Origin of the sequence: Streptococcus lutetiensis (genome assembly GCF_900475675.1) — a bacterium.
Classification (GTDB): domain Bacteria; phylum Bacillota; class Bacilli; order Lactobacillales; family Streptococcaceae; genus Streptococcus; species Streptococcus lutetiensis.
Genome location: NZ_LS483403.1, coordinates 869159 through 890669, shown reverse-complemented (window position 1 = coordinate 890669; position 21511 = coordinate 869159). Strand labels below are relative to the sequence as shown.

General features: G+C 37.5%; 17 protein-coding genes. 12 read left to right on the top strand and 5 right to left on the bottom strand.

Annotated features, from left to right (window positions below; translation table 11 throughout):
* The first annotated feature begins 126 nt into the window (after positions 1 to 126).
* From DQN23_RS04560 to nox, 4 genes are all read left to right on the top strand, one after another.
* Positions 127 to 1671, top strand: coding sequence for an ABC transporter ATP-binding protein (locus tag DQN23_RS04560; RefSeq protein ID WP_020916813.1), 1545 nt, complete (start codon positions 127 to 129; stop codon positions 1669 to 1671).
* Positions 1664 to 2716 carry an ABC transporter permease gene (locus DQN23_RS04555; protein ID WP_111713080.1) on the top strand — a complete coding sequence of 351 codons (1053 nt, stop codon included), beginning with the start codon at positions 1664 to 1666 and terminating at the stop codon, positions 2714 to 2716. The genes DQN23_RS04560 and DQN23_RS04555 overlap by 8 nt, the downstream gene beginning before the upstream one ends.
* 1 nt (position 2717) lies before the next feature.
* Entirely contained in the window at positions 2718 to 3674 is a 957-nt protein-coding gene (locus DQN23_RS04550) for an ABC transporter permease (protein WP_111712814.1), read from the top strand.
* A 109-nt stretch (positions 3675 to 3783) separates the two neighbouring features.
* Positions 3784 to 5151 carry a H2O-forming NADH oxidase gene (gene nox / locus DQN23_RS04545; RefSeq protein WP_111712813.1) on the top strand — a complete coding sequence of 456 codons (1368 nt, stop codon included), beginning with the start codon at positions 3784 to 3786 and terminating at the stop codon, positions 5149 to 5151.
* A gap of 51 nt (positions 5152 to 5202) precedes the next feature.
* Here the strand turns inward: nox and DQN23_RS04540 are convergent, their stop codons facing one another.
* Entirely contained in the window at positions 5203 to 6192 is a 990-nt protein-coding gene (locus tag DQN23_RS04540; protein WP_020916811.1) for an L-lactate dehydrogenase, read from the bottom strand.
* A gap of 337 nt (positions 6193 to 6529) precedes the next feature.
* On the opposite strand from DQN23_RS04540, the gene gyrA reads away from it, so the two are divergent.
* The 6 genes from gyrA to DQN23_RS04510 all read left to right on the top strand — a co-directional run bounded on the left by gyrA (position 6530) and on the right by DQN23_RS04510 (position 13736).
* Complete coding sequence (gyrA, locus tag DQN23_RS04535; protein ID WP_111712812.1) at positions 6530 to 8983, top strand: DNA gyrase subunit A; 2454 nt, start codon at positions 6530 to 6532, stop codon at positions 8981 to 8983.
* Position 8984: 1 nt separating this feature from the next.
* Positions 8985 to 9728, top strand: a complete 744-nt coding sequence (locus DQN23_RS04530) for a class A sortase (protein ID WP_111712811.1) — start codon at positions 8985 to 8987, stop codon at positions 9726 to 9728.
* Positions 9729 to 9794: 66 nt separating this feature from the next.
* Positions 9795 to 10208: an SMU1112c/YaeR family gloxylase I-like metalloprotein gene (gene gloA2 / locus DQN23_RS04525; protein WP_020916808.1), complete on the top strand. Its 414-nt coding sequence runs from the start codon at positions 9795 to 9797 to the stop codon at positions 10206 to 10208.
* A 106-nt stretch (positions 10209 to 10314) separates the two neighbouring features.
* Positions 10315 to 11259: a DUF1002 domain-containing protein gene (locus DQN23_RS04520; protein WP_373104263.1), complete on the top strand. Its 945-nt coding sequence runs from the start codon at positions 10315 to 10317 to the stop codon at positions 11257 to 11259.
* A 448-nt stretch (positions 11260 to 11707) separates the two neighbouring features.
* Positions 11708 to 12280: a TDT family transporter gene (locus DQN23_RS09275; protein WP_230318094.1), complete on the top strand. Its 573-nt coding sequence runs from the start codon at positions 11708 to 11710 to the stop codon at positions 12278 to 12280.
* Positions 12281 to 12476: 196 nt separating this feature from the next.
* Positions 12477 to 13736 carry an NRAMP family divalent metal transporter gene (locus DQN23_RS04510; protein WP_111712810.1) on the top strand — a complete coding sequence of 420 codons (1260 nt, stop codon included), beginning with the start codon at positions 12477 to 12479 and terminating at the stop codon, positions 13734 to 13736.
* A gap of 208 nt (positions 13737 to 13944) precedes the next feature.
* Here the strand turns inward: DQN23_RS04510 and DQN23_RS04505 are convergent, their stop codons facing one another.
* The 4 genes from DQN23_RS04505 to DQN23_RS04490 all read right to left on the bottom strand — a co-directional run bounded on the left by DQN23_RS04505 (position 13945) and on the right by DQN23_RS04490 (position 17758).
* Positions 13945 to 15660 carry a phospho-sugar mutase gene (locus tag DQN23_RS04505; protein ID WP_111712809.1) on the bottom strand — a complete coding sequence of 572 codons (1716 nt, stop codon included), beginning with the start codon at positions 15658 to 15660 and terminating at the stop codon, positions 13945 to 13947.
* 217 nt (positions 15661 to 15877) lie between these two features.
* Positions 15878 to 16450 carry an ECF transporter S component gene (locus DQN23_RS04500; RefSeq protein WP_111712808.1) on the bottom strand — a complete coding sequence of 191 codons (573 nt, stop codon included), beginning with the start codon at positions 16448 to 16450 and terminating at the stop codon, positions 15878 to 15880.
* An 89-nt stretch (positions 16451 to 16539) separates the two neighbouring features.
* Positions 16540 to 17079: a phosphopantothenoylcysteine decarboxylase gene (coaC, locus tag DQN23_RS04495; protein WP_020916802.1), complete on the bottom strand. Its 540-nt coding sequence runs from the start codon at positions 17077 to 17079 to the stop codon at positions 16540 to 16542.
* On the bottom strand, positions 17072 to 17758 hold the full coding sequence (locus tag DQN23_RS04490; RefSeq protein ID WP_111712807.1) for a phosphopantothenate--cysteine ligase: 687 nt from the start codon (positions 17756 to 17758) through the stop codon (positions 17072 to 17074). The genes coaC and DQN23_RS04490 overlap by 8 nt, the downstream gene beginning before the upstream one ends.
* 367 nt (positions 17759 to 18125) lie before the next feature.
* Between DQN23_RS04490 and DQN23_RS04485 the strand changes: the two genes are divergently transcribed.
* The gene (locus tag DQN23_RS04485) at positions 18126 to 19796 is read left to right on the top strand and encodes a formate--tetrahydrofolate ligase (RefSeq protein ID WP_111712806.1); all 1671 of its coding nucleotides are present in this window, start codon (positions 18126 to 18128) and stop codon (positions 19794 to 19796) included.
* A gap of 115 nt (positions 19797 to 19911) precedes the next feature.
* Complete coding sequence (gene cls / locus DQN23_RS04480) at positions 19912 to 21501, top strand: cardiolipin synthase (protein ID WP_020916799.1); 1590 nt, start codon at positions 19912 to 19914, stop codon at positions 21499 to 21501.
* Positions 21502 to 21511: the final 10 nt, after the last annotated feature.

Genomic DNA, 21511 nt, shown 5'->3' with positions numbered 1-21511 from the left:
CCAAATTGGTCGCCTTTTTTCAGGGACTGAGATAAATCTTATTTTTATCTCAGTTAAGTCCATTAAAGCATGTTTTAATGGACTTAACTGACCTAAAAATTATTATTAGACTGAAAGGGATCACACATGACACATGAAAACGTCATAGAAATGCGTGAGATTACCAAGAAATTTGGTGATTTTGTCGCAAATGACCATATTAATTTAGAAGTCAAAAAAGGTGAAATCCACGCTCTCCTCGGAGAAAATGGAGCCGGTAAATCGACTTTGATGAATATGCTTGCTGGTCTTCTACAACCAACAAGTGGTCAAATCTTAGTAAAAGGTGAAGAAGCAAGGCTTGACTCACCATCTAAATCAGCTAAGATGGGTATCGGAATGGTTCATCAACACTTTATGTTGGTAGAAGCTTTTACAGTTGCTGAAAACATTATCTTGGGTAATGAAGTAACAAAAGGTCCTGGAATTCTTGACCTTAAAAAAGCAAGCAAAGAAATCAAAGAATTATCAGAGAAATACGGCCTAGCCGTAGATCCGTCTGCCAAAATTTCTGATATTTCAGTTGGTGCGCAACAACGTGTTGAAATTTTAAAAACACTTTACCGCGGAGCAGATATCATTATCTTTGATGAACCGACAGCTGTTTTAACACCTTCTGAAATCACTGAATTGCTTGATATTATGCGTAATTTGGTTAAAGAAGGTAAATCAATCATCTTGATCACTCACAAACTTGATGAAATTCGTGCTGTTGCTGACCGAGTTACAGTTATTCGTCACGGTAAATCAATTCAGACAGTTCCAGTTGCTGATTCAACAAGTAACGAATTAGCTGAATTGATGGTTGGTCGTGCTGTTTCATTCAAAACAGATAAAATTCCAGCTAATCCAAAAGACGATGTTCTTTCAATCAAAGATTTGGTTGTTAACGAAAACCGTGGTGTTCCAGCTGTTAAAGAATTGTCATTGGATGTTCGTGCTGGTGAAATCGTTGGTATCGCGGGCATCGACGGTAACGGTCAAACTGAATTGGTAGAAGCTTTGACTGGTTTGCGCAAAGTAGAGTCAGGTCACTTCTTCATTAAAGGCATTGACATGACTAACCAACGTCCTCGTAAGATTACTGAATTGGGTGTTGGTCACGTGCCAGAAGATCGTCACCGTGATGGTATGGTTCTCGATATGACAATTGCTGAAAATATTGCTCTTCAAACTTATTACAAAGAGCCGCTCAGCAAACATGGATTTATGAACTACAACAAATTAAATGAACATGCTCGTAAGTTGATGAAAGAATTTGACGTTCGTGCAGCTAGTGAACTCGTTTCAGGTGGTGCCTTATCAGGTGGTAACCAACAAAAAGCTGTTATCGCTCGTGAAATTGACCGTAACCCTGATTTACTTATCGTTAGTCAACCGACACGTGGTCTTGACGTCGGTGCGATTGAATATATCCGTAAACGCTTGGTAGCGGAGCGTGATAAAGGTAAAGCAGTCTTAGTAATTAGCTTTGAATTAGATGAAATCCTTGATGTTTCTGACCGTATTGCCGTTATTCACGATGGTAAAATTCAAGGTATCTTAGACGCTGCCACAACCAATAAACAAGAACTTGGTATTTTGATGGCTGGTGGTAAAGTGGAAAAGGAGGATTCTAATGTTAATGTCTAAGAAAACTCAAAAATGGGCTGTGCCATTGATTGCAGTCTTCCTTGGAATGTTGCTTGGAGCGATTCTTATGCTTGCTTTTGGTTACAATCCTCTATGGGCATATAATGATTTGCTTTATACAGCATTTGGTTCAGTTAAAAATATTGGTGAAATTTTCCGTGCAATGGGTCCATTAATCCTTATTGCGCTTGGTTTCTCAGTTGCTTCAAAAGCTGGATTCTTTAATGTCGGTCTTCCTGGTCAAGCATTAATCGGTTGGGTAATGTCAGTTTGGTTTGCCCTTTCATTCCCTGACCTACCAAAACCAATCTCAGTGATTTGTACTGTTTTAGTTGGTCTTATTGCTGGTGGTATCGCTGGAGCGATTCCAGGTATTCTTCGTGCCTTCCTCGGTACAAGTGAAGTTATCGTTACAATCATGATGAACTACATTATCTTGTATGGTACACAGTATCTTATTCAAGATGTGTTCTCTGATAAAATTATGCGTACAACAGAAGCAACTATCAAAGTTTCTGAAAATGCTTCTTATCAAACAGAATGGTTATCAGCTTTAACAGATAACTCTCGTATCAATATCGGTATCTTCATCGCTTTGATTGCTGTTGTGGTTGTTTGGTTTATGATGCGTAAAACAACCTTAGGTTATGAAATTAACTCAGTTGGTATTAACCCACATGCTGCTGAATACGCTGGTATGTCAGCTAAACGTTTAATCGTCGTTTCAATGATTATTTCTGGTGCTCTCGCCGGTCTTGGTGGTACTGTAGAAGGACTTGGTACATTTGGAAATGTTTACTCACAAACAAGTTCTCTAAGTATTGGTTGGGACGGTATGGCCGTTTCACTTCTTGCAGTAAACACTGCCTTAGGTATTCCGTTTGCAGCATTCTTGTATGCTGTTCTAGCTATCGGTAAAACAGGCATGATTGGTATTCCATCAGAAGTTATCGATGTTGTGTCTGCCTTCATTATCTTCTTTGTTGGAGCAGATTATATGATTCGTCAATTTATTAAAACTAAAAATGAAGAGGGAGGAAAGTAAGATGAGTTTTTCAACAATGTTAGCCCTATTAGTTTCTTCCATGTTAATTTACTCAGCACCTTTGATTTTTACAAGTATCGGTGGTACATTCTCAGAACGCGGTGGTATCGTTAACGTCGGTCTAGAAGGTATCATGGTTATGGGGGCTTTCTCTGGTGTTGTTTTCAACTTGAAATACGCCGATGTTTTTGGACATGCAACTCCTTGGGTTGCTTCAATTGTAGCAGGTCTTGTTGGAATTGTTTATTCTCTTATCCATGCTGTAGCTACAATTAATTTCCGTGCTGACCACGTTGTTTCTGGTACTGTACTTAATTTGATTGCTCCAGCATTTGCTGTTTTCCAATGTCGCTATATGTTTGGTAAAGGTCAAACAGATACAATTACTCAAACATTCGGTCGCTTTTCATTCCCGATTTTGAAAGATATTCCAGTTATTGGTAAAATTTTCTTTAACAATACATCTTTAGTTGCTTATGTCGCAATTTTAGTATCATTTATTTCATGGTTTATCATCTTTAAAACTCGTTTTGGATTGCGTCTTCGTTCTGTTGGTGAGCACCCACAAGCAGCAGATACACTTGGAATCAATGTTTACTTCATGCGTTATGCAGGTGTTATGATTTCTGGTTTTCTTGGAGGAATCGGTGGAGCAGTTTATGCCCAAACAATCTCTAACAACTTTGCAGTTACAACAATTGCAGGTCCTGGTTTCATTGCCCTTGCAGCCATGATTTTCGGTCGTTGGAATCCAGTTGGAGCGATGCTTTCAAGTTTATTCTTTGGTTTGTCTCAATCTCTTGCGATTATTGGAGCACAATTACCATTCTTCTCAAGCATTCCATCAATTTACCTTAAAGTTGCACCATATGTATTGACAATCGTTGTCTTAGCAGCCTTCTTCGGTAAAGCTGTTGCACCAAAAGCAGATGGTGTTAACTACATTAAATCGAAATAAAATAAATAAGTTGGTATTATACCAACTTATTTTTTAAGCTAAATAATTGTGAGCGCTTCAAATATATGGTATAGTTACTTTAATTAATAAGATAATCGAGGTTATTTCTATGAGTAAAATTGTTGTAATTGGAGCAAATCATGCTGGTACAGCTTGCATAAAAACGATGTTAACTAACTATGGTTCTGAAAACGAAGTGGTGGTATTTGATCAAAATTCAAATATTTCATTTTTAGGATGCGGTATGGCTTTGTGGATTGGTCAGCAAATTTCAGGACCAGAAGGGCTTTTTTATTCAAGCAAAGAAGAACTTGAGCAGTTGGGTGCAAAAATTTACATGAATTCTCCTGTAGAGTCAGTTGATTACGATAAGAAATTAGTGACAGCTCTGGTTGATGGGAAGCCTCACCTAGAAAGCTACGATAAATTAATTTTTGCGACAGGTTCAACTCCAATTATTCCACCAATTAAGGGCGTAGAATTAAAAGATGGAAGTCAGGAGTTTGAAGCTAAGCTGGAAAATATTCAATTTGTAAAACTCTACCAAAATGCACAAGATGTTATTGAAAAACTTAAAGAAAAAGATATTTCACGTGTTGCCGTAGTGGGTGCTGGTTATATCGGGGTTGAATTGGCAGAAGCTTTTCAGCGTAAAGGAAAGGAAGTAACTCTGATTGATGTTGCAGATACGTGTCTTGCAGGTTATTATGATGAAGATTTAAGTGCTATTATGGCAAATAATCTTCAAGCTCACGGCATCAAGTTAGCTTTCGGAGAAACCGTTAGAGAAGTTGTCGGAAAAACAAAAGTTGAGAAGATCATCACGGATAAAGCAAGTTATAATGTTGATATGGTTATCCTTGCTGTTGGCTTTAGACCAAATACAAGCCTTGCTGCTGGAAAAGTTGAACTTTTCAAAAACGGTGCTTTTCTCGTGGATAAAAAACAAGAAACAAGTCTCTCTGGCGTTTATGCAATTGGTGATTGTGCAACTATTTATAACAATGCTTCTTGCGAAACGGACTATATCGCCCTTGCTTCAAATGCAGTAAGAACTGGTATTGTTGCCGCTCATAATGCATGTGGTCATAATCTTGAAGGAATTGGGGTGGAAGGATCAAATGGTATCTCCATTTATGGCTTAAATATGCTATCAACTGGTTTAACGTTTGAAAAAGCAAAAGCTAAAGGCTTTGACGCAGAAGAAGTAGAATACAGCGATAAACAAAAACCAGATTTCATCGAGAAAAATAACTTCGAAGTCACTTTAAAGATTGTTTATGACAAAGAAAGTAGACGTGTATTGGGTGCTCAGATGCTGGCTATGACAGATGTTTCATTAGGTATTCATCTTTTCTCGCTAGCTATTCAAGAAGGCGTAACGATTGATAAATTAGCTCTCACAGATTTGTTCTTCTTACCTCACTTCAATAAGCCGTACAATTACATTACAATGGCTGCCTTAAATGCGAAATAAGACACAAAAAAGCTATCCGTAAGGATAGCTTTTTATTTTAAAAACTTGAAATTAGTTTTTGCAAGCAGAAGCGAATTCTTCTTTAGAGAAAGCTTCGTCGATGATAGCTTTCAATTCTTTAGCAGAAGCTTCCATTTTTTGTTGTTCAGCATCATTCAATGGAATGTTAACTGGACGAACGATACCGTGTGCACCAACGATAGCTGGTTGACCGATGTAGCAGTCAGTTACGTTAGCGTATTGACCTTCTTGGAATACAGAAAGTGGAAGTACTGCATTTTCATCGTTAAGGATTGCTTTAGTGATACGAGCAAGCGCAACAGCGATACCATAGAATGTAGCACCTTTTTTGTTGATGATTGAGTAAGCAGCGTCACGAACACCTTCGAAAAGTTCAACCAATTCAGCTTCTTCAACGTTTTGAACGTCTTTAAGGTAGCTTTCAAGGTTTACACCGGCAACGTTAGCGTGTGACCAAACAGCGAATTCTGAGTCACCGTGTTCACCCATGATGTATGCGTGAACTGAACGAGCATCAACATCAAGTTTTTCAGCCAATGCTTGACGGAAACGAGCTGAGTCAAGTGAAGTACCTGAACCGATAACGCGTTCTTTAGGGAATCCAGAGAATTTCCATGTAGAGTAAGTCAAGATGTCAACTGGGTTTGCAGCAACCAAGAAGATTCCTTTGAATCCAGATTTAACAATTTCAGTTACGATTGATTTGTTGATAGCAAGATTTTTACCAACAAGGTCAAGACGAGTTTCACCTGGTTTTTGTGGAGCACCTGCAGTGATAACTACAAGGTCAGCATCTGCACAGTCTTCGTATTTAGCTGCGTAGATTTTTTTAGGTGAAGTGAAAGCAAGAGCGTGGCTAAGGTCTTCAGCATCCCCAACAGCTTTGTTGAACAATTGTGGGATTTCGATGATACCAAGTTCTTGAGCGATTCCTTGGTTTACAAGTGCGAATGCGTAAGAAGAACCTACGGCACCGTCACCAACAAGGATAACTTTTTTGTGTTGTTTAGTTGCAGTCATTTATCTAAACATCTCCTTAAATTTTTTAGGCTGACGCCTATACGAATAATATTTTAACATGTTAAGTGAGAAATGTCACGAACTTATTGTAAAAATTCGAAAAAAGAAGAAAGCAAAAAATTTAGGCGAAAACCTTAAAAGTTAGTGAATTTTTCACAATGATTTTACTGATTTTTTGCCATATTATTATTTTGAAAAAGCTTAGGAAAACTTTGGTAGTTTATCTGACATTTAGTTAATAGGTAGTAAAAGGAGATTGGTTATGGTGTGGTTTTAAAGCTCCATTTATGGTATAATATAGTTGAGTTTTACACTAGAAAAGGAGTGTTTTTCCTTAATGCAGGATAAGAATTTAATTGACGTTAATCTAACTTCAGAAATGAAGACAAGTTTTATTGATTACGCCATGTCTGTTATTGTTGCTCGTGCTCTTCCTGACGTACGTGATGGATTGAAACCAGTTCATCGTCGTATCTTATACGGGATGAATGAGCTCGGTGTGACGCCAGATAAACCTCATAAGAAATCTGCACGTATCACCGGTGATGTTATGGGTAAATATCACCCACACGGTGATTCATCAATTTATGAAGCTATGGTTCGTATGGCGCAATGGTGGAGCTACCGCCACATGCTTGTCGACGGACACGGAAATTTTGGTTCTATGGATGGTGACGGTGCAGCCGCACAACGTTATACTGAAGCACGTATGAGTAAGATTGCTCTTGAAATGCTTCGTGATATTAACAAAAATACTGTTGATTTCCAAGATAACTACGATGGTAGTGAACGCGAACCACTTGTTTTGCCATCACGTTTTCCTAACTTGCTCGTTAACGGTGCGACAGGCATTGCCGTTGGTATGGCAACTAATATTCCACCACACAACTTAGGGGAATCTATCAATGCCGTTAAACTGGTTATGGATAATCCTGATGTTACAACACGTGAGTTGATGGAAGTATTGCCTGGTCCTGATTTCCCAACAGGAGCGCTTGTTATGGGTAAATCTGGAATTCATAAAGCCTATGAAACTGGTAAAGGGTCTATCGTTCTTCGATCACGTACTGAAATCGAAACAACTAAGAGCGGTCGTGAACGTATTGTTGTCACAGAATTCCCATACGGAGTTAACAAGACAAAAATTCACGAACACATCGTTCGTTTAGCACAAGAAAAACGTATCGAAGGAATTACTGCTGTTCGTGATGAATCAAGCCGTGAAGGTATTCGATTTATCATTGAAGTGCGTCGTGATGCTTCTGCAAACGTTATTCTAAACAACTTATTCAAACTTACTAGCTTGCAAACAAATTTCAGCTTTAACATGCTTGCTATTGAAAATGGTGTCCCGAAGATTCTTTCTTTGAAACAAATCATTGTTGATTACATTGAACACCAAAAAGAAGTTATTGTTCGTCGTACAGAGTTCGATAAAGCCAAAGCTGAAAAACGTGCTCACATCTTAGAAGGTTTGTTAATTGCTCTTGACCATCTTGATGAAGTTATTAGCATTATTCGTAATAGTGAAACTGATGTCATTGCGCAAGAAGAATTGATGAGCCGATTCAACCTATCTGAACGTCAAAGTCAAGCTATCCTTGATATGCGTCTTCGTCGTTTGACAGGATTGGAACGCGAAAAAATTCAAGCCGAATACGATGACCTTCTCGCATTGATTGCTGATTTGGCTGATATTTTGGCAAAACCAGAACGTGTTATCACAATCATCAAAGAAGAAATGGATGAGATTAAACGTAAATACGCTGATCCACGTCGTACTGAATTGATGGTTGGTGAAGTTCTTTCACTTGAAGACGAAGATTTGATTGAAGAAGAAGACGTCTTGATTACTCTTTCAAATAAAGGATACATCAAACGTCTTGCTCAAGACGAATTCCATGCTCAACGCCGTGGTGGACGAGGTGTTCAAGGAACTGGTGTTAATGACGATGACTTCGTTCGTGAATTAGTTTCTACGAATACCCATGACCATGTATACTTCATGACCAATAAAGGACGCGTTTACCGCTTGAAAGGTTATGAAATTCCTGAGTACGGTCGTACGGCTAAGGGATTGCCAATTGTTAACCTTCTAAAACTTGATGAAGGTGAAAATGTTCAAACTATTATCAGTGAAAAAGGCAGCGATGATAACGAAAATTACTTGTTCTTCGTCACAAGACAAGGTGTTGTGAAACGTACCAAAGAGTCTGAATTTAGCAATATCCGACAAAATGGTCTTAAAGCCCTTAACTTAAAAGAAGGTGATGAGCTAATCAACGTTATCCGAACAAACGGTAATGATGATATTATCATCGGAACTAAGACTGGTTACAGCGTTCGTTTTAACGAATCTGATGTTCGTAGCATGAGCCGTTCAGCAACTGGTGTTCGTGGTGTTAACCTTCGTGAAGGCGATGAAGTTATCGGTGCTTCACGTATTACAGATGACCAAGAAGTTCTTGTCATTACTGAAAAAGGTTATGGTAAACGCACACTAGCTTCTGAATATCCAACTAAAGGTCGTGGTGGTAAAGGTATCAAGACTGCTAATATCACTAAGAAAAATGGTCAATTGGCTGGACTTGTAACAGTTAACGGCAATGAAGATATCATGGTTATCACAGACACAGGTGTTATGATTCGTACAAGTGTCGCTGATATTTCTCAAACTGGTCGTGCAACATTGGGTGTTAAAATCATGCGTCTTGACCAAGATGCGAAAATCATGACCCTTGCTCTTGTCCAACCAGAAGAAGAACAAGAAACTGAAGAAGTAGAAGATTAGAATAACGAAAAAGAAGAAAACACATCATTTTTTGACTTTCCTTAGGATTACACTTTGTTTAGTGCTATTACTTTTAGGACTTGCCTTCATTTTTAATAAATCCATTTGTAATTTTTTAATTGACCATCAGTCAAATCATTATCAAATCAATAAAGTCTCTAAAAAGAGGATTAAAGATAATCAAAATGCTAAAGTGACTTATGATTTCTCAGTAGTTGAACCTGTAACAGTCGAATCAGTGTTAAAAGCTCAGTTGGCTAATGTTGACCTTCCTGTGATTGGCGGTATTGCCATACCAGATCTTGGTATTAATCTCCCAATTTTTAAAGGGTTGGGAAATACTGAGTTGTCCTATGGTGCCGGTACCATGAAAGAAGATCAAGTAATGGGTGGACAAAATAACTACGCTCTTGCTAGTCATCATGTTTTTGGCATTTCTGGTTCATCTAAGATGTTGTTTTCACCTTTAGAGAATGCTAAGGTTGGGATGAAGATTTATCTTACAGATAAATCGACTATCTATACTTATGTTATCACCGGAAAATTTTTAGTGACACTTGACCGTTCAGATGTTTTAAATGATGTTCCTGATCAAGCTTTGGTCACTCTAGTAACTTGCACTGATCAGCAAGCAACTGAACGAATTGTTGTTAGAGGTAGTTTAGAATCATCTATTGCCTATAATCAAGCATCAAATGACATTCACAAAGCATTTGATTATTCTTACAATCAAATGGCCTCTTAGAGAAAAAAGCTGAGAGTAAGATTTATTCTCGGCTTTTTCTAAACATACATTAACAAGGAGATTTTTATGAAATTAAACGCAGTTCACCATGTGGCTCTTATCGTATCTGATTATGACAAATCGCGTGACTTTTACGTTAATAAACTTGGTTTTGAAATCATCCGTGAAAATCATCGCCCAGAACGTCATGATTATAAGCTCGATTTGAAGTGTGGCACTATCGAACTTGAGATTTTCGGTAATAAAACATCAGATCCAGCTTATGTTGCACCACCAAAACGTGTTGGGCAACCAGAATATCATATGGAAGCATGTGGTCTTCGTCATTTAGCTTTTTACGTTGAAAATATTGAAGCCTATAAGGCTGAGCTCGAAGATATGGGAATTTACGTGCAACCTATCCGTCATGATGATTATACCGGTAAGAAAATGACGTTCTTCTTCGACCCAGATGGTCTACCGCTAGAATTACACGAGTAGAATGTGAGTAAATAACAGTTTTTTTGCAGACGCTTTAAAGAAGAAGTGCTATAATTAAATACCTAAGTGAAAGGAATTAGTTAAGATGAAATTTAAAAAGACACTCATGGCTTGTGCGCTAGCATTGTTCTCAACTCTTACAGTTGGCCATGTTCAAGCAGCAAGTAACTCAGTTCAAGATGTCATTGATGAGACCTATGTGCAACCAGATTACGTGCTGGGTTATTCTTTATCGGATGATCAACGCAATCAAACCTTATCATTGCTTGGTTATGATAGTTCAAAAGACACAAACGTCAAAACAATCACAACAAGTGCTTATGCTCAAATTATGGATGTCGCTGATGATCCAAGTTTGCAATTATACTCATCAGTTAAAATTCAAAAATTGGGCTCTTCAGAGACATTAACGGTTAATATTGTCACTCCTGAAAATATCACAAAAGTAACGTCAGATATGTACCGCAACGCTGCAGTAACACTTGGTATCGAACATGCCGCAATCACTGTTGCCTCACCAATTCCAGTGACAGGTGAATCAGCTTTGGCTGGAATTTATTATTCACTTGAAGAAAATGGTGCTAAAGTTTCTGATGAAAGCAAGCAATTGGCTCAAGAAGAATTGAATACTTTGTCTACTATCAATACTGAAAATCAAGGTACAGATGGTTATGACGCCGATAAATTAAATGTTGCTTTAGCTGATATCAAATCAGCAGTAGCAGATGCCGGGTCTAACGTGACAAAAGATGATGTTCGTAAAATCGTTGATGAAACACTTGATAACTATAAATTGAAAGACGTGTTATCAAATAACCAAATCAACATGATTGTTAACTTTGCTTTCAACCTTTCAAAATCAAGCATCATTGATAGCAGTAGCTTCAAATCAGCCTTGGCTTCTTTGAAGGACAGTATTGTTTCAAATGCAGGTTCATCATTCAAGGGTATTAACTTGAATTTTGATTCATCAAGCGCTTTAGAATCAGGAAAAGGCTTCTTGGCTAACATCTGGCAAGCTATTGTCAACTTCTTTAAAAACTTGTTTTAATAGTAAGCTGGATTTTTTAAAGAACTTTTGCCCCTAACTTATTTATGTTACAATAAAAATACCCCATGTTTTGTGAGGTATTTTTTCATTTTTATAAAGAAACCTGATACTAAGGAGAATAGATGAAAAAATTAAAAGAACCTCCTTTAGCATTAGGTAGCTTAGGCTTGTGCTTTTTTCATTAGGAAACACCTTGGGAGATTATTCAACTCTTTTACGTGATATACTAGGTGGTATAGCTTTTGTTTTATATTTACCATTACTGATGGCATTTGTAAAATCTTTTAAGAACTATAGACTTGCACTTAAAAATCTGCTAACAGCCTCAATTTTTCCAACACTCTTAATACAAGGAATGCTGATGATTGTCTATCAGGATGTCTTTCCAGAATGGTATGGATTTACCGAGGGAATCTTCCGAACGATTTGGTGACTGTCTTTTATTGCATTGATTAGTTACATTGTTATCTTTTCAAAAAGATTTCTATGGAATTTTAAGCTAAGTAACGTCTTTCCATCATGGGCAGTTCTGTATATAGGAATAGGAATCTCTAGTTTAACTGTTCCCTGGACGGGAAACTCTCAACTAGGTAAAACTATCTTTATTTATCTCTTACTTGCTTTAATAGTTCTTCTGCCGACGATTTTTCTAAGATTATGGAAACATGGAATTCCTGATGATGTAAAATCTAACCTAGCTACACTGTGTGCTCCAGCCTTAGTGGCAGTAGCTTATCTTAATGCTTTTGAAACTATCTATCGTCCATTACTTTTAGGATTGATTATCCTGTCGCAGATGTTATACCTTACCGTTCTTTATTTTGTTCCAGGAATTTTAAAAAGCCTCTTCAATCCAGGGTTTTCAGCTTTAACTTTTCTTTTGATTGTTACGGCAATTGCATTAAAAGGAGCAGTTAATTATTTTGAAGGCTTATATTTTTTGTATGTCATCGAGTTAGTACTAGCAATTTTAATTTTGATAAGAGTGGTTGCAGGATATATTAATTATTTTACAGATTAAAGATAAAAACGTATTTTTTAAAGAGAGCGATACTCTAGTTAGCGGTCTTTCGTTGTATTTTAAAAGATATTTTTCAGTTTTTTCAGAAAATTTACACAAAAAAGATTGACTTTCTTTAGTTTGAGTTCTAAAATAAGCCTTGCATAATGCAGAATTATCTGAAAATTGAAAGTTTATTTAGAAAGAGGTCTGGTTTATGACTGAAAGCACAGAACAACAGTCGACTTGGCGTACTAAACTTAAAGCACTTGGCCCTGGTATTCTAATGGCATCAGCTGCCGTTGGCGGCTCACACATCGTTTCTTCTACACAAGCAGGAGCTATCTACGGATGGCAATTGGCTTTGCTGATCATTTTGATTAATATTTTTAAATATCCATTTTTCCGTTTTGGTTCTCAATACACAATGGAAAATAATAAAAGCTTGATTGAAGGCTATGCTGAAAAAGGTAAAGGTTGGTTAGCTGTTTTCTTCATTTTGAATGTTTTCTCAGCAATCGTTAATACCGCTGGAGTTGGTATTCTTTGCGCAGCAATTTTATACAACGTCTTCCCAAATGGCTTTGGATTGAGCATTTCACAATTGACTACTGTCATTATTGTTATTATTTGGGCAATGTTGCTTATCGGTGGTTATCGTTTCCTTGATTCTCTTGCAAAATGGGTGATGACAGCCTTGACTATAGCAACTGTTTTAGCGGTTGTTGTTGCATTATTCAAACACCGTGAATACGCTCCAAACTTTGAAGCACCAACACCATGGCGCATGGCAGCTTTACCATTTATCGTTTCATTAATGGGTTGGATGCCTTGCCCAATCGAAATTTCAGCTATCAGCTCAATGTGGTCTGTTGAAAAACGTAAAACCGTTAACATGTCAGAAGATGATGCTGTCTTTGATTTCAACACAGGATATGTAGGAACCGCTATTTTAGCTCTTATCTTCTGTGCTCTTGGTGCTTTAATCCAGTTTGGTTCAGGTGAAGAAGTGCAAGGTGCATCAGCGGCCTACATCGCTCAATTCGTTAACATGTACGCTGAGGTTCTTGGCGAATGGGCTCGCTTCTTGATTACCCTAATCGCCTTCCTGTGTATCTTCGGTACAGTTATCACAGTTATTGATGGTTATTCTCGTGCTAACAACGAATCCCTTCGTTTATTACTTGGTAAGAAGGAATCATCTCAGAAAGCTCTTTATGCTTGGATGACTGTGACAGCAGCCGTTGGTCTTGTGATTGTTTATCTATTTGCTGGTAATGTGGCAACAATGCTTCGTTTTGCCATGATTGCATCATTCATCACAACACCATTCTTTGGTTACCTTAATTATTCTTTGGTTAATAACAAAGAACATCAGATCAAGCCTTGGTTGAAAGTTCTATCAATCATTGGTCTTATTTACCTCTTTGGTTTTGCTTTGTTCTTTATCATTGCTTGGCTAACTGGTAATATTTAATGCGTTATTTCATGAAATGAACATTTCCTAAAAAAATAAAACAGCACCTTGTCTCCCTTGGGTGTTGTTTTATTTTACATAAATATATTTATGTAAAACTACCGATAATTTACCTTTTTATATTAAAGAATCTAATCTAATATGCGTAAAAAAACTCCTTCTGAAATAGAAGGAGTTTTAAAATATCTAATTAAGATTATTTTTAAGATTATTTAACAAAAGCGTTAATTTCTTTTTCGATGTTAGCAATTTTAGCTTCAGCATCAGTTAAGTCGTTGCCAACTGTTGCGAAGTAGAATTTGATTTTTGGTTCTGTACCTGAAGGGCGAACAGCAATCCAAGAATCATCAGCAAGTGTGTATTTCAATACGTTGCTTGGTGGAGTTGTCAATTTTTCAACGCCAGCAGCGCTAGTAGCTGTTTGTGCTAAAAAGTCTTCAGTTTTAATAACATCAGTTGAGTTGAATTGAACTGGAGCGTTGTCACGGAATTTATCCATGATTTTCTTAATTTCTGCAGCACCATCAACACCGCTAAGTGTTACTGAGATAGTTTTTTCTGCGAAGTATCCGTATTCTTTGTAGATTTCTTCGATACCATCAGCAAGTGTTAAACCACGTGAACGGTAGTAAGCAGCAATTTCAGCTACGATAAGAACGGCTTGAACGGCATCTTTATCACGTACGAATGGTTTGATAAGGTAACCGAAGCTTTCTTCGAAACCGAACATGTAAGTGTGGTTGTGTTTTTCTTCAAATTCTTGAATTTTTTCTGCGATGAATTTGAAACCAGTCAAGACGTTAAACATTTTAGCGCCGTAGCTTTCAGCAATTTTAGTTACTAATTCAGTTGACACAATTGATTTTGCCAAAGCAGCGTTTTCTGGAAGAGTTCCAGCTGTTTTATGTGCTTCAAGAATGTATTTGGCAATGATAGCACCGATTTGGTTACCAGAAAGGTTGCGATATGAACCGTCAGCTTGACGAATTTCAACACCAAGACGGTCAGCATCTGGGTCAGTTGCAACAAGAACGTCGGCATCAACTTTGCGTCCAAGTTCTTCAGCAAGAGCAAATGCTTCTTGGTTTTCTGGGTTTGGAGATTTTACAGTTGAGAAGTCAGGGTCGGGAACAGCTTGAGCTTCAACAACTTGTACAGATTCGAAACCAGCTTGTGCAAGAGCGCGACGAGCAAGCATTTCACCAGTACCGTGAAGTGGAGTGTAGACGATCTTCATGTCTTTTCCGTATTCATCAATCAATTTTTGGTTGATGTTAACGTCTTTAACTTCTTTAAGGTATTCAGCATCGACATTTTCACCAATAACTTCAATAAGACCAGAAGCTTTGCTTTCTTCAAGATCAGCTAATTCGATAGCAAACGGATCATCGATAGCACGAATGAAGTCAGTCAAGGCATCAGCATCAGCAGGTGGCATTTGTCCACCATCTTCACCATAAACTTTGTATCCGTTAAATGGAGCAGGGTTGTGACTTGCAGTAACCATGATACCTGCAAAAGTACCAAGGTGACGTACAGCAAATGACAATTCTGGAGTTGGGCGAAGTGATTCGAAAACATATGCTTTAATGCCATGTTTTGCTAAAACTTGAGCTGACTCGAATGCAAACTCAGGTGAGAAGTGACGTGAGTCGTAGGCGATAGCAACACCACGTTTTTTAACATCTTCACCTTTTGTTTCGATAAGTTTTGCAAGACCTTCAGTAGCTTGGCGAACAACGTAAACGTTGATACGGTTAGTACCAGCGCCGATAACCCCACGCATACCTGCTGTACCAAACTCAAGGTTTGTGTAGAAAGCATCTTCTTTTGTCTTTTCGTCCATGGCTAACAATTCTTCACGGAGATAGTCGGGAAGCCCCGCAAAATCGAGCCATTTTTGATAGTTTTCAGTGTAAGTCATTAATGGAACTCCTTTGTATGTTCTTATAAACGCTTTCATTATACCACTTTGTAAATCATTTAGCTAGTAAAAATTTAATTTTAGTGAAAATATTGTTAAATCAATCTTTTGGGGTACTTACGTTGAGTTACGCAAACGTTTGTGTAAGGTAAAAATTAACCAATTTTTTAACTTGATGTGACTAAAAAAACCACGGTTTTCCCGTGATTTTCATTATTTATGCTCTGATTTTCTGTAATTTTGGAACAATTGCAAGTGTTAAAATTGCTGAAATAATCATTTCTGCAATTGCATTTGTACCAAAGACTACAGCAAGAAGTGCTTTAATATCCCCACTATAAACATTTGCAAAGAGGAAGAAAATACCACCTAAAACAAAAATTGTATTTGTCATAGAACCAATAGCACCAGCAATGACGATACCAAACTTATTATGAAACCATTTGTAAACAAAATAAGGTGTAATGCCAATTAAAATACGTGGCACCATAGCAATAATTAATGAAGAAAGGTTACCATTTTCAACAAATGGAGAGAAGAGGTAACTTGTTGGTAGAAGAGTTAAAGTGTTTACTGTCACACTGATAACTCCCATTAAAGCGCCAAGTGTTGCACCGATTCGTGGTCCGTAAACAATTGATGCAATGATTACTGGTACGTGAATAAGTGTTGGCTTGATTGGCACAGGCCAAAGGTTAAAGACAAGACTTGTTAAAAAATTAATAACAAGCATGATAGCAAAGAAAATTGCAACTGTGGCAATATTGCTTGCTGCTTTATTGTTTTTCATAACTCCTCCTAAGAGATGACTTTTTGGGCTTCTCTTTCAAAAGCCCAATACATTATACAAATTTATAGGTGTCTTGACAAGAGTGAAATTTATAGACTTTTTTCGATACGTTCGATAATTGTGTCAAGTTCTGCAAGCGCCCCACAACCGATATCGCCACACGCTAAAAGGCTTGAACGAGGTTCAATTTCTTCATAACCAACTTCTTTCAAAGTTGCTAAATTGCGCTGCGTTAAGGGATTTTCATACATTTTTGTGTTCATAGCTGGCGCAATTAATTTAGGTGTTTCAGCAGGCAAAGCAAGAGCAATAGCTGTGACCATATTATCAGCTAAGCCGTTCGCTAATTTTGCTAAAGTATTAGCAGAAGCAGGGGCAAGAACAAATAAATCAGCTTTTTTAGCCAATTCAATATGATTAACACTTTTTGGATTCTCTTCAGTCATGACATCAAGATGAACAGCATTTTTTGACAAAACCTGAAGTGTTAGTGGTGTAATAAAATCAGTAGCAGCCTTTGTCATTAAAACATGAACATCATAGCCAAGTTTGGTTAATTGATTAGTTAAATTAGCTGCTTTGTAGGCAGAAATGCTCCCAGAAACAGCTAATAAAATACGTTTAGTCATGGTTTGTCACCCTTTCAAAAATCAAGTTTGCAATAGCTTTTTTTGTGTTTGCTTCATAGACATGAGATTCATCTAGCAAATAAGCATGGTGCTGCTCTTCCTTAATCTCTGTTAAATCATTGGCGAGAATATAGCGTGCTTTATTTTTTTGTAAACTCTCACGCGCAACAGCAAAAAGCTCTTCTTTGCTAACATTAACCAATAATTTAAAACCAATTAAGCAGATATCAGGATTCCAGCTTTTCACTAAAGAAATCACTTTTGGTGTTTTCTTCATAAAAAGCATTTGGTATTCTTCCTTAGAAGAAATCTTAGATTCCGTATTTTGACGATTTAGCAAATCCGAAACGTGTTCGGACTGTTCAACTTCATTAAGATCTGTCATATAAACAGGTGTGTAGTCAGATACCGCCATGCTATGAATAAAGACGTCATGCGTTTTGACAAGTGGTTCAAGTGTTTTTAGCAAACTATCAACATTCGTAATAGTATGTACTGTTAGTAGCGGATGGTCTGCTGGCTTAACAGCTTCTTTAGTGGTAACCAAAGTGACGTGATTTCCTTTTTCTAAAAACGCTTCTGCAATATATTTTCCTAATGATCCTGTGGCATGATTTGTAATGCCACGAACAGAATCTATTTTTTCGGTTGTTCCACCGGATGTAATTAAAATTTTCATAGCCTTATTTTACACAAAAACATTTTTTTCGTAAATTGTTTGACATGCTTTTGTTTTAGTAAGTGCCTATTTTTTCAAATATTTACCTAAAAACGAACATTAACAACCTTTTCCTTTGAGAAGTTTGAAGGATGAAAGAATTGATTTGAATGGTTTTCAAAAGAAACAAAGTTGGATGAATTCCTCTGTTGCAATGATTCTGGAAATGTTCTTTGTTATAGTAAATAACTATAACAATTAATAAAAAAAGTTGTTTTGCAACGATAAAAAACGAACGTTAATAATTATTTAAATAAATATCGTGCGTTTTTGAAAAAGTGTGTTATAATGTTTTTATCGATCAAAAAAATATCAGAGGAGAGTCCCCGTGAAATCAGATATCGAAATTGCACAAAGCGTTGAACTTAAACCAATTACAGAAGTTGTTGAAAAAGTTGGTATCACATTTGATGATATTGAACTTTATGGTAAATACAAAGCAAAATTATCTTTTGATAAAATCAAATCTGTTCAAGAAAACAAACCTGGTAAACTTGTCCTCGTCACAGCCATCAACCCTACACCAGCTGGTGAAGGTAAATCAACAATGTCTATCGGTCTTGCTGATGCGTTGAATAAAATCGGCAAAAAAACAATGCTTGCTCTTCGTGAACCATCACTTGGTCCTGTTATGGGGATTAAAGGTGGTGCCGCAGGTGGTGGTTATGCTCAAGTTCTTCCTATGGAAGATATCAACCTTCACTTCACAGGTGATATGCATGCTATCACAACAGCAAATAATGCCCTTTCAGCAATTATCGATAACCACATGCACCAAGGAAACGAACTCGGTATCGACCAACGCCGTATCATTTGGAAACGTGTCGTTGACCTTAATGACCGCTCTCTTCGTCATGTCACTGTTGGTCTTGGTAGCCCAGTTAATGGTATTCCTCGTGAAGATGGCTTTGATATCACAGTTGCTTCAGAAATCATGGCAATCTTGTGCTTGGCAACAGATATTAAAGACTTGAAAGAACGTTTGGCAAATATCGTTGTTGCTTACCGTTACGACCGAACACCAGTTTACGTGCGTGACCTTAAAGTAGAAGGTGCTTTGACACTTATCCTTAAAGACGCTATTAAGCCAAACCTTGTTCAAACTATCTATGGAACACCAGCTTTCGTTCACGGTGGTCCATTTGCCAATATCGCACACGGTTGTAACTCTGTCCTTGCAACAACAACAGCTCTTCACTTAGCAGATTACACAATTACAGAAGCTGGTTTTGGTGCTGACCTTGGCGCTGAAAAATTCCTCGATATTAAAACACCAAACCTTCCAACAACACCAGATGCCGTGGTTATCGTTGCCACAATTCGTGCCCTTAAAATGCATGGTGGCGTAGCTAAGACAGATCTTGGTGAAGAAAATGTCGAAGCTGTTCGTGCTGGATTTGCTAACCTTAAACGTCACGTTGAAAACGTCCGTAAATTTGGTGTTCCAGCAGTTATTGCCATTAATGAATTTGTAGCGGACACAGAAGCTGAAATTGCTGCCCTTAAAGAACTTTGTGCTGAAATCAATGTACCAGTTGAACTTGCAAGTGTTTGGGCAAATGGTGCTGACGGTGGGGTGGACCTTGCTAAAGCCGTTGTTAATGCCGTTGAAAATGGCAATGCCAACTACAAACGTCTTTACTCTGATGACGATTCACTTGAAGAAAAAGTCACTAAAATCGTTACTGAAATCTACGGTGGTAACAAAATTATCTTCGGTAAAAAAGCTAAAAACCAATTGAAACAATTTGCTCAATTTGGTTGGGATAAATTGCCAGTATGTATGGCTAAAACACAATATAGCTTTTCTGATAATCCAACACTTCTTGGAGCACCAGAAGGCTTTGATATTACAATTCGTGAATTTGTTCCAAAAACTGGTGCTGGATTCATCGTTGCTTTGACAAGTGATGTGATGACAATGCCAGGACTTCCTAAAAAACCAGCAGCACTTAATATGGACGTTGCAGAAGATGGAACAGCTATCGGATTGTTCTAAAATAATCTTGTCAATAACAAGTCGGCTTTTGCCGACTTTTTCTATTTTCCAGAAAAAAGCAGCCAGTAAAGTATGGTATAATAGAAGTAAATGAAGAAAAAATGATGTGGAGGTTATGATTATCGACAATAAAAACACTAATAAAATCAAAGCATTACGCTTATTAGATAAAAGCCGACGTAGTTTTCTTCGAGGAATTTTTAGTCGGACAACTGTCATTTCTATCCTGTTAATTTTGCAACTTTTGTTCATCATTGCATCATTTGTTTGGGTAGATCACTATCGTATTTGGGTCGTTATAATTGAACGTGCTCTTGCCATTGCAACTGTATTATATCTTGTAAACAGTGAAATGGACGCTCTATCACGTGTGACTTGGCTAATTCTGGTAATGATTGCACCTTTGTTAGGGTCGCTTTTCCTCATTTACACCAAACTTGATTGGGGGTATCGCGGTCTCAAACTTCGAATGAACCATTTGGTTGATGCTAGCAGCCAATATTTGCAAGATAATTTGGAAACATTGAGAGTTTTGAAAAGTAATACATCGACGACTTATCACCTGGTTCAGTATTTTGACCGTAGTCACGGTGACTTTCCAGCTTATCAAAATACCGAAGTGACCTATTTCCCAACGGGAGAAGAGTTTTTCGAAGAACTTAAGAAACAATTGCTTAAGGCTGAAGATTATATTTTCATGGAATTTTTCATCATTGCTGAAGGTAAGATGTGGGGTGAAATTCTTCGAATCTTAGAACAAAAAGTCAGAGAAGGGGTGGAAGTTCGTGTCCTCTACGATGGCATGATTGAATTTTCAACCTTATCTTTTGACTACACACAACGTTTGGAAAAAATTGGTATTAAAGCCAAAGCATTTTCACCGATTTCGCCTTTTATCTCAACTTATTACAATTACCGTGATCACCGAAAAATCATTGTAATTGATGGTAAAGTAGGTTTTACCGGCGGAGTGAACTTAGCTGACGAGTACATCAATAAAATCAATCGTTTTGGTCATTGGAAAGACTCCGCTCTGATGCTTGAGGGTGAGGCAGTTGACAGTTTCTTAGTACTGTTCTTACAAATGTGGTCAATCACCGAAAGACAAATGGTTGTCAAACCCTACCTTGCTAAGCATGATAAAAAACGAAAAGCAAATGGTTATGTTATTCCATATGGTGATTCGCCACTTGATACCGATAAAATTGGTGAGAATGTTTATATTGATATTCTTAACCACGCCAGAGAATACGTCTACATCATGACACCTTATCTTATTCTTGATAGCGAAATGGAGCATGCGCTTTGTTTTGCCGCGGAACGTGGTGTAGATGTGCAAATTATCATGCCTGGAATTCCAGATAAAAAAATTCCTTATATGCTGGCAAAAACTTACTTTAGCAAACTCATGTGCTCAGGTGTTAAAATCTATCTCTACACACCAGGATTTGTCCATGCTAAAGTCTTTATCAGCGATGACAGTAAAGCAGTAGTCGGAACGATTAACCTTGACTATCGTAGTTTGTATCACCATTTTGAATGTGCAACTTATATGTATAAAGTTGATGCTATTCGTGATATTTACGATGATTGCATTCAAACCATGCGAAAAAGTAAACGCGTCACTCAAGAGACGCTTGATAGTCGACCAACCCATGAAAAAATCATTGGATTACTGGTCAAAACCATCGCACCGTTGATGTAGAAACAAAGTA